At 58.0% G+C, this 14,173-nt stretch carries 16 protein-coding genes; 3 read left to right on the top strand and 13 right to left on the bottom strand.

Features of this window, described 5'->3' with window-relative positions; translation table 11 throughout:
* Positions 1 to 49: 49 nt before the first annotated feature.
* The 6 genes from BLQ12_RS04460 to BLQ12_RS04440 all read right to left on the bottom strand — a co-directional run bounded on the left by BLQ12_RS04460 (position 50) and on the right by BLQ12_RS04440 (position 6,215).
* Positions 50 to 1,198 (bottom strand): outer membrane beta-barrel protein, encoded by a 1,149-nt coding sequence (locus BLQ12_RS04460; RefSeq protein WP_175469495.1) that lies wholly within the window; start codon positions 1,196 to 1,198, stop codon positions 50 to 52.
* Positions 1,199 to 1,377: 179 nt separating this feature from the next.
* Positions 1,378 to 1,956: a polysaccharide biosynthesis/export family protein gene (locus BLQ12_RS04455; RefSeq protein WP_092208673.1), complete on the bottom strand. Its 579-nt coding sequence runs from the start codon at positions 1,954 to 1,956 to the stop codon at positions 1,378 to 1,380.
* Positions 1,957 to 2,165: 209 nt separating this feature from the next.
* Positions 2,166 to 3,500 carry a sugar transferase gene (locus BLQ12_RS04450; protein WP_175469494.1) on the bottom strand — a complete coding sequence of 445 codons (1,335 nt, stop codon included), beginning with the start codon at positions 3,498 to 3,500 and terminating at the stop codon, positions 2,166 to 2,168.
* Positions 3,501 to 3,897: 397 nt separating this feature from the next.
* Positions 3,898 to 4,068, bottom strand: coding sequence for a CpsD/CapB family tyrosine-protein kinase (locus BLQ12_RS26855; protein WP_139163830.1), 171 nt, complete (start codon positions 4,066 to 4,068; stop codon positions 3,898 to 3,900).
* Positions 4,055 to 4,684, bottom strand: coding sequence for a polysaccharide biosynthesis tyrosine autokinase (locus tag BLQ12_RS04445; RefSeq protein ID WP_092208669.1), 630 nt, complete (start codon positions 4,682 to 4,684; stop codon positions 4,055 to 4,057). The genes BLQ12_RS26855 and BLQ12_RS04445 overlap by 14 nt, the downstream gene beginning before the upstream one ends.
* Positions 4,685 to 4,688: 4 nt before the next feature.
* Positions 4,689 to 6,215 carry a GumC family protein gene (locus tag BLQ12_RS04440; RefSeq protein ID WP_175469493.1) on the bottom strand — a complete coding sequence of 509 codons (1,527 nt, stop codon included), beginning with the start codon at positions 6,213 to 6,215 and terminating at the stop codon, positions 4,689 to 4,691.
* A 429-nt stretch (positions 6,216 to 6,644) separates the two neighbouring features.
* Here BLQ12_RS04440 and BLQ12_RS04435 point away from each other — a divergent pair, with 429 nt between their 5' ends.
* Positions 6,645 to 7,676 (top strand): sigma 54-interacting transcriptional regulator, encoded by a 1,032-nt coding sequence (locus tag BLQ12_RS04435; RefSeq protein ID WP_092208665.1) that lies wholly within the window; start codon positions 6,645 to 6,647, stop codon positions 7,674 to 7,676.
* Positions 7,677 to 7,883: 207 nt separating this feature from the next.
* Here the strand turns inward: BLQ12_RS04435 and BLQ12_RS27285 are convergent, their stop codons facing one another.
* Entirely contained in the window at positions 7,884 to 8,060 is a 177-nt protein-coding gene (locus BLQ12_RS27285; protein WP_175469492.1) for a hypothetical protein, read from the bottom strand.
* 116 nt (positions 8,061 to 8,176) lie between these two features.
* Positions 8,177 to 9,106, bottom strand: a complete 930-nt coding sequence (locus BLQ12_RS04430) for a malate dehydrogenase (RefSeq protein WP_152005797.1) — start codon at positions 9,104 to 9,106, stop codon at positions 8,177 to 8,179.
* 69 nt (positions 9,107 to 9,175) lie between these two features.
* Between BLQ12_RS04430 and BLQ12_RS26850 the strand changes: the two genes are divergently transcribed.
* Entirely contained in the window at positions 9,176 to 9,364 is a 189-nt protein-coding gene (locus BLQ12_RS26850; RefSeq protein WP_139163829.1) for a hypothetical protein, read from the top strand.
* Positions 9,365 to 9,500: 136 nt separating this feature from the next.
* Here BLQ12_RS26850 and murI read toward each other — a convergent pair whose 3' ends face one another.
* Positions 9,501 to 10,286 (bottom strand): glutamate racemase, encoded by a 786-nt coding sequence (murI, locus tag BLQ12_RS04425; protein ID WP_092208661.1) that lies wholly within the window; start codon positions 10,284 to 10,286, stop codon positions 9,501 to 9,503.
* A gap of 181 nt (positions 10,287 to 10,467) precedes the next feature.
* Here murI and BLQ12_RS04420 point away from each other — a divergent pair, with 181 nt between their 5' ends.
* Positions 10,468 to 10,710, top strand: coding sequence for a hypothetical protein (locus tag BLQ12_RS04420; RefSeq protein ID WP_139163828.1), 243 nt, complete (start codon positions 10,468 to 10,470; stop codon positions 10,708 to 10,710).
* Here the strand turns inward: BLQ12_RS04420 and BLQ12_RS04415 are convergent.
* The 4 genes from BLQ12_RS04415 to dnaX form a co-directional block, all read right to left on the bottom strand.
* On the bottom strand, positions 10,675 to 11,133 hold the full coding sequence (locus BLQ12_RS04415) for a YkgJ family cysteine cluster protein (RefSeq protein WP_092208657.1): 459 nt from the start codon (positions 11,131 to 11,133) through the stop codon (positions 10,675 to 10,677). The two genes, BLQ12_RS04420 and BLQ12_RS04415, sit on opposite strands and share 36 nt — an antisense overlap.
* On the bottom strand, positions 11,123 to 11,722 hold the full coding sequence (gene recR / locus BLQ12_RS04410) for a recombination mediator RecR (RefSeq protein WP_092209005.1): 600 nt from the start codon (positions 11,720 to 11,722) through the stop codon (positions 11,123 to 11,125). Before recR ends, BLQ12_RS04415 begins: the two co-directional genes overlap by 11 nt.
* A 100-nt stretch (positions 11,723 to 11,822) precedes the next feature.
* The gene (locus tag BLQ12_RS04405) at positions 11,823 to 12,134 is read right to left on the bottom strand and encodes a YbaB/EbfC family nucleoid-associated protein (protein WP_092208655.1); all 312 of its coding nucleotides are present in this window, start codon (positions 12,132 to 12,134) and stop codon (positions 11,823 to 11,825) included.
* Positions 12,118 to 14,124 carry a DNA polymerase III subunit gamma/tau gene (dnaX, locus tag BLQ12_RS04400; protein ID WP_092208653.1) on the bottom strand — a complete coding sequence of 669 codons (2,007 nt, stop codon included), beginning with the start codon at positions 14,122 to 14,124 and terminating at the stop codon, positions 12,118 to 12,120. Before dnaX ends, BLQ12_RS04405 begins: the two co-directional genes overlap by 17 nt.
* Positions 14,125 to 14,173: the final 49 nt, after the last annotated feature.

Raw genomic sequence — 14,173 nt, 5'->3', positions numbered from 1 at the left:
TTACCCGAGCCCTTGGTGTCATGGGAGACAAGGCCCAAAGCCTTGCCCGTTAGCGTGTATACATATTCAGGGTCAGGACAATGCTGTTTTCGTCGTACTCATGCTCTGCAAGGTTCGATCGCCTTAAACGGTGATGGCAATCCAGCCTCACGGTGGCCTGCTTCATGAGCTGGTACTCAGCGCCACCCGTCAGCCGGACGGTCACATCCTGCCTGTCTTCCCTTCCGGCGCGGTTCTCAAGGTAGTCGTCGCCGCGCACCTCGCAGCTGCCGTCCACCCGCCATCCCTTTGCCGGAAGGTACCCTCCGGTGACAAGGCCGGTGACAAAGGTGGTAAATCCGGGTGTATCAAAATCGATATAATTCTCTTCATGGCCGGTCTCAAGGCAGGCGGACAGGTCACCGCGCCGCCACTGTTTTTCGATCTCTGCGGTTCCCACCACCGAAAGCCTGCAGGTGGTATCGGCGTCCTCTTCTTCCCGGATCAGGACCCCTGCGCCCAGATCATACCGGCCCCTCGGAAACTCCCCGGCCACCCCCGCGTAGGGGTTGACGGTGACGTAATCCGTTCGCCCGTCGCTGGTGTACGTTGAAACCCCGACCCTGCCGAACAGGCGTTTTTTTGCGGTCACCCCATGCTCAGCCCCCAAGGTGCCGCTGCCTTGCCGGTAGGAAGAGCTGACGTCGTACCAGCCTTTCACGTAATCCGCCTCAAGGGTCAGGAACCGATGGTCCCCCACCTGCGTCCGCCAGGTCACCTCCCCTCTGGCTTCGCGGCTGTCCTCGGAGGGACTCTGGCTGTCGTAATCCAGGGACTCCCCCGTACAGGACACCCTGAACGATTCGTCCCGGCCCGTTGCCCAGAGGGCGGCCAGGGTCGAGGAGAGATTCGTCACCGGCAACCGTGAGGCCCCCTGCAGGGATTGCCGGTCCGAGGTCCCCTCCTCGCTGCGCTCGATATGGTTGTCGAAAAAAAGGTCCACATGCCTGGTCACGTTGACGGAAAGACCCAGGTCGGCGTTATGGCCCGCCTGGTTGTACTCGGTGTTTCGGTCATACCAGGTGTAGCTGGGACGGTAGGCAAGGTTGACCTGATGACGGCGCCCCCTCTCCGTCAAATCCACCCAGGGAAACACCCGATACAAAAAATCCGAGGTCCCCTCCGAGGGTTCTAGAAAAAGGTTGTCATTGTACTCCACCTGGGACGTGACCCCGAGCCGGACCTCTGCAAAACAAGGGGCACAGGTCAGCCCCCAAGCAAACCAGATTACCGGCAGCAGCAAGGCCCGAAGAGATCCCCGTGGCGCAAAGCGGGTCATAGCCCCTTGAACGCTGCCCGTGCCGGGGCATCGCCCGGCATGGGAACAAAGCATACGGCTCACGGCACCACAATGGTGTCGTCCGCCCGGATGACGATGTTGCCCTTGAGGTCTTTTCCGGAGATGATATCCAGGTAGTTCACAGGGATCACCGCCTCGCCTGTCTCTTTCCTGCGCAGCACAAAGATGTCCTTCTTTTTTGCCCACTCGGTAAACCCGCCGGCGATGGCAAAGGCCTGAAGGACCGTCAACTCTTTGGTCAGGGAATACTCCCCCGTTTGCATGACCTCCCCGAGGATATAGAACCGCTGGCTCCGAGCCTCTTTTAAGAGCACTGTCACCACGGGGCTCTCAATATACTTTCGCAGAACAATTTCAAGGTGGGCCTTGAGTTGCCGGGTTGTCTGTCCTTCGGCCCGGATATCATTGACCAGGGGCAAGGTGATTTTTCCGTCGAGACGTACCGTGAGGCCTTCAACCGTAAAATCCGCCTCCTTCCACACCAGGACATCGATCACGTCCCCATAGCCCAGGGTATAGTTTGGCTCTTCCCTTTTTTTTGCCCGGGCCGGGGTCCCTGAGAAAACCCCAGCCAACAGCACAACCAAGACAACCGCAACGACCTGACGACAAGACATAGCTTCGCCCCTTGGGTTCCATGAGCCCACGATACCAACGTAAAATTGCCGTCCCCGACCAACAGAAAAACGGGTCACTATTCAGCTCAAACAAGCCTCCGGCGGCCCTGCCGGGGGCCAAACTTTTAAAAAGTTTGACAAACAGGTCTTACGTGAGCCTTCCAGGCACCGGTTGAATGGTGGCCGAAGCCCCCCAACCGACAGGGCAGCTACCTGGCCCCCACCCCGAAAAGAACCGTGCGGATGGTCCGGCACACGATCACGACATCCATGAAAATGCTCATGTTCTTGATGTAAAAAAGGTCGTAGTTGAGCTTCTCCATGGCATCTTCCACGGAGTCGCCGTACTCATACCGCACCTGGGCCCACCCCGTGACTCCGGGCCTGACGATGAACCGCTCGGCGTAGTAGGGCACCTGGGCCTCCAGCTGCTTGACGAAATGCTCCCTTTCCGGACGCGGTCCCACAAGGCTCATGTCTCCCTTGAGTACGTTGAACAATTGCGGGAGTTCGTCGATTCGCCATGTCCTGATGAATTTCCCCACACGGGTAACCCGGGGGTCCTCTCTACTGGCCCATACGGGACCGCTGAGGCCCTCGGCATTCTCCACCATGGACCTGAACTTATAGAGCCTGTATGGCTTGTGCCGAATTCCCAGGCGATCCTGGGAAAAAAGCACCGGTCCCTTGGAGTCCCATTTGATAAGAAGGGCCGTAACAAGAATCAGGGGAGAAAAAAGGGCCAGCAGAATAACGGAGGCAAACAGATCCTCGAGCCGTTTGAAGATGTTTCGAATCCGGCTCTTTTTGAATCCGTTTGAAAAGATCAGCCAGGTGGGGTTGATGGATGAGACAAGGAATTTCCCCGTCAACATCTCATAGAAGGTATTGCCCTCAACCACATCGATGCCGCTCACACGGCACAGGAGGAGTTCGTCGATGGGAAAATTGCCCCGTTTCTCTTTCAGGGCAACCACGATGCGCTTGATGCCGTTTGCTTTGGCTGTTGCGGCTAAATTATCGTAGGTGTTGATGTGCGGGGCCGTAACCGATTCCATCCCCTTGAGGGGGTTGCGCGAAAGGATCCCTTTGACGCGATACCCGCAGTCGATCTCGGCTTCTGTCTCCCGGCAGATATCGATGGCCAGGTCGCTGTCCCCGATAATATAGATGCTCTGGCTCAGCACACCGGACTTGAGCAGGTAGACATAAAAAAACCGCCAGATCGAAAGAATCGCCACCACGACGGGGATATAGACAAAAAAGAACTTCGTACCGATGATGGCCTGGTTGAAAGCCGCATACACCATCGCCAGCAGAATCATGGCCGCGCCAAAGGACTGAAACAGCTTAAAGGCCAGGTCTGCGTAGCCATTCGTATCTTTCAAGCTATAGATATTGTTGCAGTAAAGGCAGAAAATGCAGGTGGAGACAACAAGCCCCGCCTTCGTGGAGAGGCCCGACAAATCCCCGGCCCCTTCGCCGCCCGCAAAAAGAGTCGCCGAAAACAGGATGCACAGATAAAGGAGCACACTTTCAAGCATAATCAAAAACAGATTGCGTATAGTATAATAGCTTCTAAAAACGTTGATCATATCGAGTCACTACCACCTGCTGGTCCATTAATACGTCATGATGCCGCCACCATGGGAGGCACCGGTGTGTCGCAAGTCAAACCACAGACCCTGCACACGAAAAGGCGATGCCTCCGGCGGCAAGGCGAGTCACAGTGAAACCTCTATTTCGCAGCGATTTATCCCATGGCTTGTCGCGTCCCGGCCTGCGAACCCGGATATGTCACGGGTCGAGCAGAGAACCGTGAATTCCAGTCTTAGGTCGGGCACATGGTGCCATACAGACAAGGGGGCAGACGGAGTCCCCGGGACTAATCACTGCGGCATGCTTCAGTCTTGTTCAGACATCTTTATTTTACGTGAGCACTTACTTTTTTTTGCTCGGCTTCTTGCCGTAAGGGGATGGATTTCTGTAGCCGTATCCCATGCCAAAGGGGGCGTTGTGCCTGTTCAGGACGATGCCGATGACCTTGTCCCGGTCCAGCCTGTCCAGCAACTCCGCCACAGATTTTTTCTGCGTTTTATCATTTCGAATCACAACAACAATCCCGTCGACATACTTGGATATGGCGATGGTCTCCGGGGCAAACAAAGGGGGGGGGGGAATCAATAATCACATAACGATCTGAATAGCGCGCCCGGACATCTGCAATCATCTGAGTCATGGTGGACGAGGTAATCAGCTCCGACGGGTTGGGCACACCGCCTCCCGCCGGAATAAGGGATAATTTATCAATGCCCGTACGATAAATCACGTCTTCAAGGGGGCATCGGTGGTTCAAATAAAGGTCCAGGCCAGACGCTCCGGGGGGCAGCGAGAAAAATTCGGCCATGGACGGACGCCTCATATCGCTGTCGACAATAAGCACATGGTTGTCCATGCTGCCGGCAAGGGACGCCGCAATGTTTGCCGCCACAAAGGTTTTGCCTTCCCCGGGGACGGCGCTTGTCACAAGAAGGGTTCGAATATCGCGCCCGTCAGCGGGAAACATAATGGAGGTCTTGACGGCCCGAAACTGTTCCGAGCTGTACCCCCAGGGGTCCGAAAGGGTCACGAGTTTTTTGGCGGCAACCTCACCCGGAGGCCCGAGGCCCCCTGGGGTGCCGATGTGTTCGCCGTCCGGAGTCTCTTCCCTTTTACTTAGAACACCCATGGACTCACCCTTTCAGGTAGGCAAGGCAGAGAAACACCCCGATAAGGGAAAATGCCATGGCCCCCCCGGAGATGGGGACCACCCGCTTCCAGAGAAGGGCACGGACCCCACCGGATCCTTCCATGTTGGGGATCGTGGCGATGACGGGCACGGAGGTGGCCGACTCAACGGCACGGCGGCCTCGAAAGGTCTGGAACATGAACTCCAGAAGCCCGACCACCCCGCAGCCGAGGCCCAGGCCGGCGGCCAGAACAAACAGCACTATTTTTTTCATGTCGGGCTCCACCGGTTTTTCCGGGACCCTTGCAGGGTCAATAATGCGAAACTGTTCGCCCTTCTGCTTCTTTTCCATGTTCACGGCAATCTGGGCCTCAAGCTGACGGCCCAGAAGAGAGTGGTAGGCACCGCGGATGTTCTCGTAATCCCTCTGGAGGGAGAGCAGCTCCTGTTCCCTTCGGGGGGTATCCTCCACCCTTTTTTTATAGATTGCGATCTGGGCCTTGAGCTGTGTGAGCTCTTTTTCACTGACGGCAAGCTCCGCCAGGATCTCACGTCTCTGGCGATCAAGAAGCGATGCGGCCCGGGGCTTGGGTGCCTCCTGCAAAGGGCCGGCTTCTTCGGCGGGCTGCTCTTCCAGGGCGGCAATGGACGCTTTGAGCCTGCGCACATCCGGGTGCCGTTTGGTGTAGCGTTTCAGCCGGACGTTCAGCTCTTCTTTGAGGCGTTCCAGCTCGCTTTTCCCCTGGTCCGTAACGGCGGCGGCAGGCCCACCGGTCCCGGAGGCCAGGCTGAGTTTCTGGCGCACCGCGTCCAGTTGGAGCTTTGTGGCCCTGACCTCGTTCCTGGCATGGGGCAGGCGTTCGTTAAGGGAGGCCAGGATACGCAGGTTGCTGTTCAACTGCTCCGGCAGCCCTCCCATGTATCGCTCGCGGTACTCCTTGAGCCCCGTCTCCGTCTTCACGAGCTTTTTCCTCATGGTCTCCAGCTCATCTTCCAGAAAAGAGTTGGTCCCGAGAACCTGGGTTTCCCTGAGCTTCAGGTTTTCATCGATGATATACGATGCCAGGGACTGGGTAATTTTTGTGACACGGACAGGATCCGTGCCCTTGTATGTGACGGCAAAGGAGTCTGCATTGCGATTTCGCCCGTTGGTCACCTTAAACGATATGCGCCGGCGGAGGGTGTCGATCTTGTCCTCCATGTACATGTCTTTTGACTCGTGACTGGAAAACAGATGAAATTCGTCAATGATTTTCTCGAGATTCGTTCGGCTCTTGATGCGCTGGGAAAGCGTACTCACCCGGGTGTTAATGTCCTCGGCGATGATGTTTCGCACCACATCCGTGGGTAATTTCTGGGGCTGGACCAGAATGACCGTCCTTGCCTCGTAAAATCTCTGGGAGGTATAAATCAGATATATCCCCACAAAAACGGAGATCGTAACGGGTATCAACAGGACCCAGTACCACTTAACTACCATCCCTGCGATAAATTCAAAATCAATACTGGCATTACTACCTGATTCCTTCATCAAGCCCCACACAGTCATAGTAAAAGGCAATATCGAGTTCCAGAAGATTCACTTATATACCTACCGAAAGGGTGCGCGTCAACAGATTATAAAAATACAATATATTATTACCTGTCAAGGATCACAGCACACACCCAGGAGTAAAAAACCATCTTTACTCTTGCCATGGAAAAATATTTCATTTATTAATTAACTCCTTGATTTCGCGATACGCGATCCAGTCACAACAAACACAAACGTTGGAACTGATTTTAATACACACTCATGGGACACCATTCACGCTGGAGATAAATTGGGCACTGACACGCCCCCCTCTTAAGCGCACATGGCCTTTAAGTCCCTGAGTATTCCGACCGATCCGTTGTGTCCCTGCCAGGCCCGTCCCCCCAAGGGTTGAGGCCGAACCTATATATTCCCCAGGGTGACATCATGAGCACCATCCTCGTCGGGGTCAGCCCCGCCATGAATAAAATTCGCGAGACAGTAAGCCGCATCGCGCGGAACGCGGCCCTCAACGTCGTCATTACCGGCGAAACCGGTGTGGGTAAAGAGGTTGTCGCACGCTCCCTGTACGAGACATCCCTGCGAAACAAAAAAGAGTTCGTCAAGGTCAACTGTGCCGCCATTCCGGACACGCTCCTTGAAAGCGAACTCTTTGGGATCGAACAGGGCGCCTACACGGGTGCCCACAAAATGCGCAAGGGTAAATTCGAACTGGCCGACGACGGGGTCCTGTTTTTAGACGAGATCGGAGACATGACCTTTCATCTCCAGGCAAAACTCCTTCACGTGCTTCAAAGCGGGGAGTACAGCCGCCTGGGCTCTGAAACCAACTTGAGATCCAACACCTGGGTCATTTCTGCCACAAACCACGACCTGCAGCAGAAAATAGAAAAGAAAGAGTTCCGCCAGGACCTTTACTACCGGCTGAACATGGTCAAAATCCACATCCCCCCGTTACGGGAACGTCCCGAGGATATCCCCGAGCTCATTGCCCATTACACGCAGGTCTACCGGCGGATATACACGGACCGGGAGATCAGCCCGCTCAACACCTACACCTTCGACAGGCTTTGCCGCTGCCCATGGCCAGGAAACGTCCGGCAGCTTCTCAGTGCCCTGAAACGAATTCTTCTCATAGGCTGTGATCAGGCCACCCTCAGCGAAATCCTCGATGAGGAGTCTCCCCGGATTAACGGCGCCTCCCCTGCAGCCCCTCCCATCTACGACCACCTCATGGGAGAGATCCGGGACCTTGCCACCAAATCCCCGGAGGCATTGGCTGACTTTTCCCTGAAAGGAATCAAGCAACATGCGGTTGATATCATCGAGCGGGAGGCGATTTCGCAGATTTTGACTATGACGAACTGGAACAGGACACGCGCTTCAAAAATACTTAAAATCAGCTATAAAACCCTTTTGACAAAAATTTCGCAGCTCCACATCACAAAACCCCAGTGAACACAGAGCAGGGTCTGCACGATCAATGGGGCCTTGGGGGGTATCTGTAGTAAAAGGATGGTTTCTTTCAGCTCACCCCGAAAGGAGTACGTGGCATGCTGAGTTAAGGGGATGAAAAGCGCGGCTCGACGCGCAGAAAGGGCTTGTTACAGGCCGGGGAAAGCCGGCTTGTTCCGCCGTGCAAAGCAAAACGCCGGGCATCAGCGGTCAGGTACGCTTGGGGCCGTCGCCCTCTGCCCGCAAACCGATTTCGGCACCGGGCTCTTCGTCTCCCCGCCTGTCTCCCCCTTTGCGTCTCTCCGGGTAATGTTTATCGTAGGAGTAGATCCGCCTGTCCGTTGCCGTCCTTCGTTCCAAAGTTGCTGTAAGGCCTGAGTCACCCACCGTCTCCTCCCTTTGAGAAATCGGTCCGTTTTGAATTCGGTCGATGGATTTTCCGGTTCCTGTCGGTTGACGCCCACAAAACCATGCGGGCAGCCCACATGTTACCTGCCGCGCCTTTATGCCCTCTCACGTATTTCAGCAATCACCTTGCGCATGGAGTCGGCGCACACATCCAGCAGGATCCGCTCTTCGTCGCTCAAATCAAACTCAAACACCTTGTGGGCCCCCCGCTCCCCGATGGAAACGGGAAGGGACAAGGCCATGTCCGAGTATCCGTACTCACCGTTTACGAGGACACTCAAGGGAAAGATGTGCTGCTTGTTGTGAAGGTGGGACTCAACGATCTGGGTCACCTTGGTGGCTGCGGCAAAAAAACCGCTGCGCGTCTTCAAGCGCTTGACGATGTCACCGCCCCCGTGCTTCACCAGGGTCACCAGGCGATCCTCATCGTCAGGAGAAAGGTGCTCTTTCACGGGGGTCCCCCCCACATCGGCCCGGTTCACCAGGGGTATCATGTTGTCGTCATGGGTCCCGATAACGGTACAGTTCACGGCCTCCCGGGAGACATTCAAGTGCTCGGCGAGGAAAAACCGAAACCGCATGGCATCCAGGGCGCAGCCGAGACCCGTCACCTTCATCTTGGGCCACCGCTCTTTCAAGGCCCAGGTCAGAACGTCCACCGGGTTGCTGGTGACATGGACAAAGGCGTCCGGGGCCAGGGTCATCACCATCTCGCCGATCTCGTACATGATGTCGAGGTTCTGATAGAGAAGGTCCAGGCGGGTCATGCCCTCGGCCCTCTTGCCACCGGCGGTGATCACCACCACGTCCGCCCCTTCCATTTCCCCCAGAGAGCGGCACCCCGTCACCTTGGAGTCGGACCGCCAATACGGCAGGGACTGGTTGATATCCATGGCCTGGCCCACGGCAAAATCCTCCAGGATATCATAGAGGTGAATGTTCCCGAGCTGTTTGGTCGCCATAAAAGCGGCGGCAGCGGAGCCGACGTTTCCGGCCCCGGCAATGAAAATCTTGCGTACGGTCATGGAGTCCTCCTCACATGGCGTTGCGGGTGGGGAATGCATGATGCATAAGAGTGGTTTTCACGGAGAAGAATGAAACAAAGCAACCGGCATCCGGCGGTGAGCGAAGGGGCACGAGGAGAAAAAGAAAAGAGGAAGAGACAAAAATCCAGCCGGAAAAGGCCGTTTAAAAATGCGGATGCTCCCAAGGGTGCAAGGGGACCCGCAGCGGATGATCCGAAGAAAGAAAGCGCCCGAAAAAGACGCTGTATTTATTTATAATATCAAACCCGCATTTGATCAATCTTTATTCGGCACGGCCCTTTTGGGCGGGCATGGCTCCAGGCCACACCCGCACAAAAAAAAACCGTCATCCGTGGGCGAGTCATGGCGGGTGCCCGCCAAAAGCCGCCCGCCGCTACTGCTGAACCAGCTGGAGTTCCACCTTCTGATTGAGGATGGATTCGGCGATGGAGCGAAACTGGGGGGTGTAATCGGAGACATAAAACCGGTCGCAGCCTTCGCTGCCGCCCTTGTCCCGCCACTCGGGGTGGGCGTCCACATAGGCCTTGACCTGACGGGCCACGGCCGCCCCGGAGTTGATAATGGAGACACGTTTCCCCGCTTTCTGCTTGATGATGGGCTCCAGCATGGGGTAGTGGGTGCACCCGAGAATCAGGGTATCGATCTGACGGACCCGCAGCGGGTGGATATAGCTCTTGACGATCCTGCGGGTTTCGGGGCGATCAAACCACCCCTCTTCCACGAGGGGCACCAGCAGGGGACAGGGGTTGGAATGCACCGACGCGGTGGGGCGCATCTCTTTGATGCGGGTTTCGTACACCCTGCTTGCGATGGTGCCACGGGTTCCGATCACCCCGATCTGCCCCTTTTTCGAGGCGGCAAGGGCCTGCTCCACAGCCGGAGTCACCACTTCAAACACAGGCACGTCAAAGGCCTCCCTGATGGCCGCAGGGGCCACGCTGGATGCCGTGTTGCACCCCACCACGATCATCTCCGCCCCCATATCCAGGAGAAAGCGGGTGTTTTCTAAGCTGTACCGCACGACGGTCTCCCGGCTCTTGCTGCCGTAGGGAGTGCGGGCGGTGTCGCCGAAATAGATCATCTCGTGACCGGGAAGGAGTTGTTTCAAGGCACGGCAGGTGGTAAGCCCCCCGATACCCGAGTCAAAAATACCAATCATAATAGTAAAAACGCCTGTGTATGTTCTGCCGGATCCACACGGTGTCGACCATGGCCCGGCAAGGGTTGTGAATTGGACACCGTTTGGTATACTCCGCAGTGTCAGCGAAGTGGGGCCCCCACCGGGGAAAGCCCCGAACAAGCCCATGCACACGCCTTTCAGGAAAGGAGGTCCCATGCACATGGACCAGAAAATTTTCACCCTTGGCCTCCCCACGGAGACCGTCTCGTGTTACCTGCTTTTAACCGGCCTGGCAGACCAGGACCTGCCCCTGACCCGCCGTGGGGTGGAGCCGTTGTGGGCAGGGGACGCCGCAGGGTTTCATGCAGCCCTTGGGGAGCTGGAACGCCGGGGTGTCATCGCCATCCCGGAGGAGGCAGACGCCCCCTTACGCCTTCTGCCCCCTGAGATGTGGCGAGATTGACCCGGCTTCATGCCTGGCCTCATTGAGCTTGCTCTGCTCCTGGCCGACAATGCGCCGGATCACATCATGGGGAAACCCTGTCCGGATTCCCGGGCAGGCGTTGGCCATGAGGTCCCAGTTGGAAGGGACCCGAACCACGGCATCGATGAAGGGCCAGGCACGGCACATGCGGGGCTTCACCTCGTGGATGGTGCAGTTATCCTTGAAAAAAACGCAGCGCCCGTCCTCGCCTGCGGCGATCACCGGCATGCCGTCGACAATCTGGCAGCGCGTCTCCACAAACCGCTCCGGGCTCATGCCGATGAAATCGGCGATGCGGTCCACATCCTCTTCCGTCATGTAGGTGCCCCCGAAACCCGTGCAGCACTCGCCGCACTGGGTGCACTCGAAAATGTCATCACTTGTGGTGCTACTATGTATCATGTCGCGTCTCCATGGCCCGTTTCAGGGTCACCTGATCCACATATTTCAAATCCCCGCCCATGGGCACGCCCGAGGCAATGCGCGTCACCCGCACCGACAGAAGGTGGAGCTTCTCGGCGATATAGGCGGCGGTGGCCTCCCCTTCCACATTGGTCCCCGTGGCAAGGATCACCTCTGCCGGGCCTTCGGCCTTCACCCGGTTGAGGAGCTCTGCAATACGCAGGTCGTCCGGGCCGATATCGTCCATGGGCGACAACGCCCCCTGGAGGATATGGTAGGTGCCGGAGTACCCCCCGGAGGTCTCAATGGCCGCCATGTCCGCCGGTTTTTCCACCACGCAGATGCGTGACTGATCACGGGCCGTGTTGGCACAAATGGGGCAATGATCGGACTCTGAAAGAGCAAAACAGCGGCGGCAGAGCCGGACTCGCCGTTTCACCTCGGCAATGCTCCCCGCCAGAAGATCCGCTTCTCGGTGCGGGGCCTTCAGGATATGAAGGGCCAGTCGTTCGGCGCTCTTGCGGCCGATCCCCGGCAAACGGGCGAGATTGTCGATAAGCTGCTTCAACGAGGCTGGATAATGATTCATGCTGGACCTGGGAATGGGTGCAAAGCAAAACGCACGGCCCGTAAGCGGCATGCCGGAGGGAAAGCCTCCGGCAGCCTGGGCAACAAAGCAGGGGAAAAACCTACATCAGACCGGGAATATTCATCCCGCCGGTCACCTTGCTCATCTTCTCGTTGACGATGGTCCCCACCTTGGTCAGGGCGTCGTTCACAGCGGCAGCTACCATCTCCTGGAGGATCTCCACATCTTCGGGGTCCACCACTTCCGGGTCGATGGTAACAGAAAGCACTTTCTGCTTGCCGTTGGCCACCGCCTTGACCACGCCGCCACCTGCGGTACCCTCTGCGGTGTACTGGTCCATCTCGTTTTGAAGCTTCATCATCTTGGCCTGCATCTTCTGGGCCTGCTTCATCATGTTACCCATGCCTTTCATGGTCTTCCTCCTTAATGATGTTGACATCCACCTTGCCCCCGAAGACCCGTATGGCTTCATGAATCACGGGGTGCTCTTTTGCCTCGGTCACGAAACGATCGTTCCCGTGGCGCCCCCCGGAAGGGGTCTCTTCGCCGGCAATGATGGTGTGTAGGGTCACGTCCATCTCCGGGCCGAACCAGGCCCGGATCTCGTCTTCCAACTCTTTTTTCTTGCCGTTTTTAAGTCGTCCCACGGCAAAACGGTTGGCGGTGATTTCGATCTCAATACTCTTTCCCGCCACTTTTTTCAAGGCGCTTTTGGCAAGGAGCGGGGCCAGGGGGGGCCGGTTTTTACGCAGGGCCTCAAGGAACGCCCCCCATGCCTTTTCAGGCGAATCCGAAGGGTTCCAGGCAGGACGAGGTGCTTCGTTCCCTGCCGCCTGAACTGCAGCCCCCCGGGGAGGCTGAGGGGCCGAGGCCGGACCGGACAGAGCCGCCATGGCCTGTTCCGGGACGGAGTGGGCCGGTTCGATCGGGGCCGGGCTCGACGGAGCCGCCTGGACCGGTTCCGGGACGGGGCGCACCGGCTCGGCCGGGGCCGGGCTCGACGGAGCCGCCTGGATCGGTTCCGGTACGGGGCGCACCGACTCGGCCGGAGCCGGGCTCGACGCAGCCGCCTGGAGCGGTTCCGGGGCGGGGCGCACCGGCTCGGTCGGAGCCGGGCTCGACGAGGCCACCACGGCCGACTCCGGGGCGGTGCCTACCGGACCGGCAGAAGGCGCCTTGGGGGTGTATGCCGCCCGGGATTCGGAAACCCCGGCCGCACCCTGGGGTGCCCCCGATGGCGCAGGGGAGCTTCCTCCTGTCTTCTGCAGGGTGTCGATTTTTCGAATCAGGGTGTCTATTGAGAGGGCATCGGGTACCTGGAGGATCTTGATCAGGGCCAGCTCCAGGGCCATCTTGGGGGCGGCAGCATAGCGCACCGCCGGCTCTTCGGCCAGGAGCACCTCCAGGGCCTTGGTGAGGAATCCCCGGGTGGAAGCCTTGGCCATGGCGGCCAGGGCGCCCGTCTCTCCGTCGGGAAGGTCCAGCACCTCGGGCCCGGCCACGTCCAGTACCAAAAGGTTCCTTAAGGTCTGGGTCAGGCTGGAAAAGAGGCGCCGCAGATCGTTGCCCTGGGTGTAAAAGCGGTTCACCGCCGACAGAACAGCCCCGCCGTCCCTCCGAATCAGGGCCCCCACAAGGGCCATCACATCGCTCGTCTCCACGGCCCCCAGGGTGGTCAGCACCGACTCATGGGTCACGGCGCCGTCCACGGCGCTGCCGATAATCTGATCGAGGATGCTCAGGGAGTCCCGCACCGAGCCCCCCGCTTCCACGGTGATGAGATCCAGGCTCTCCTGGGGAACGGACACGCCCTCTAAGGAGCTGAGCCTTTCAAGGTGGGCCTTGAGGTCCCGGTGGGAAACACGCCGCATGTCGTGGCGCTGACAACGCGAAAGAATGGTCACCGGGATCTTGTGCACTTCGGTGGTGGCGAACATAAACAGGACATGGGGCGGCGGCTCTTCCAGGGTCTTGAGAAGGGCGTTGAAGGCCGCCATGCTGAGCATGTGCACCTCGTCGATGATGTAGATCTTAAAGGGGCTGTAGACAGGCATGTAGCTGACGTTGCTTCGCAGCTCCCTTACCTGCTCCACGCTGTTGTTGGAGGCACCGTCGATCTCAAAGACATCGGCCGAGCTGCCCTGGGTGATCTCCCGACAGGAACGGCAGGAGTTGCAGGGGTGGGGGGAACCGGTCTCCCGCCTGCCGGAACAGTTCATCGCCTTGGCAAGGATTCGTGCCACCGAGGTTTTCCCTGTGCCCCGGGGGCCGGAAAAAAGAATGGCATGGGCGACACGGTCGGCAGAAATGGCATGGGTGAGCGTGGTGGTGACGTGGGACTGCCCCACCACATCGTCAAAAAGCTGGGGTCTGTATTTTCGGGCAAGGACAAGATAGGACATGGTGACCGGTTCTCCCTGCCGGCCGAAGACCGGTTCCGGACCGGAACGC

Source organism: Desulfoluna spongiiphila (genome assembly GCF_900101345.1).
GTDB lineage: Bacteria > Desulfobacterota > Desulfobacteria > Desulfobacterales > Desulfolunaceae > Desulfoluna > Desulfoluna spongiiphila.
Note: the sequence above shows the minus strand (reverse complement) of the source record. Positions and strands in the feature narration are given on the sequence as shown.

Excerpts from the sequence above, each read along its gene's own strand:
- BLQ12_RS04450 (WP_175469494.1), bottom strand. The coding sequence starts at position 3,500 with ATGCTTGAAAGTGTGCTCCTTTATCTGTGCATCCTGTTTTCGGCGACT.
- BLQ12_RS04405 (WP_092208655.1), bottom strand. The coding sequence starts at position 12,134 with ATGAAAGGCATGGGTAACATGATGAAGCAGGCCCAGAAGATGCAGGCC.
- BLQ12_RS04420 (WP_139163828.1), top strand. The coding sequence starts at position 10,468 with ATGGACCAGAAAATTTTCACCCTTGGCCTCCCCACGGAGACCGTCTCG.
- BLQ12_RS04435 (WP_092208665.1), top strand. The coding sequence starts at position 6,645 with ATGAGCACCATCCTCGTCGGGGTCAGCCCCGCCATGAATAAAATTCGC.
- BLQ12_RS26850 (WP_139163829.1), top strand. The coding sequence starts at position 9,176 with ATGAAACAAAGCAACCGGCATCCGGCGGTGAGCGAAGGGGCACGAGGA.
- BLQ12_RS04445 (WP_092208669.1), bottom strand. The coding sequence starts at position 4,684 with ATGGGTGTTCTAAGTAAAAGGGAAGAGACTCCGGACGGCGAACACATC.
- BLQ12_RS04455 (WP_092208673.1), bottom strand. The coding sequence starts at position 1,956 with ATGTCTTGTCGTCAGGTCGTTGCGGTTGTCTTGGTTGTGCTGTTGGCT.
- BLQ12_RS04440 (WP_175469493.1), bottom strand. The coding sequence starts at position 6,215 with ATGAAGGAATCAGGTAGTAATGCCAGTATTGATTTTGAATTTATCGCA.
- dnaX (WP_092208653.1), bottom strand. The coding sequence starts at position 14,124 with ATGTCCTATCTTGTCCTTGCCCGAAAATACAGACCCCAGCTTTTTGAC.
- BLQ12_RS04415 (WP_092208657.1), bottom strand. The coding sequence starts at position 11,133 with ATGATACATAGTAGCACCACAAGTGATGACATTTTCGAGTGCACCCAG.
- BLQ12_RS04430 (WP_152005797.1), bottom strand. The coding sequence starts at position 9,106 with ATGACCGTACGCAAGATTTTCATTGCCGGGGCCGGAAACGTCGGCTCC.
- recR (WP_092209005.1), bottom strand. The coding sequence starts at position 11,722 with ATGAATCATTATCCAGCCTCGTTGAAGCAGCTTATCGACAATCTCGCC.
- murI (WP_092208661.1), bottom strand. The coding sequence starts at position 10,286 with ATGATTGGTATTTTTGACTCGGGTATCGGGGGGCTTACCACCTGCCGT.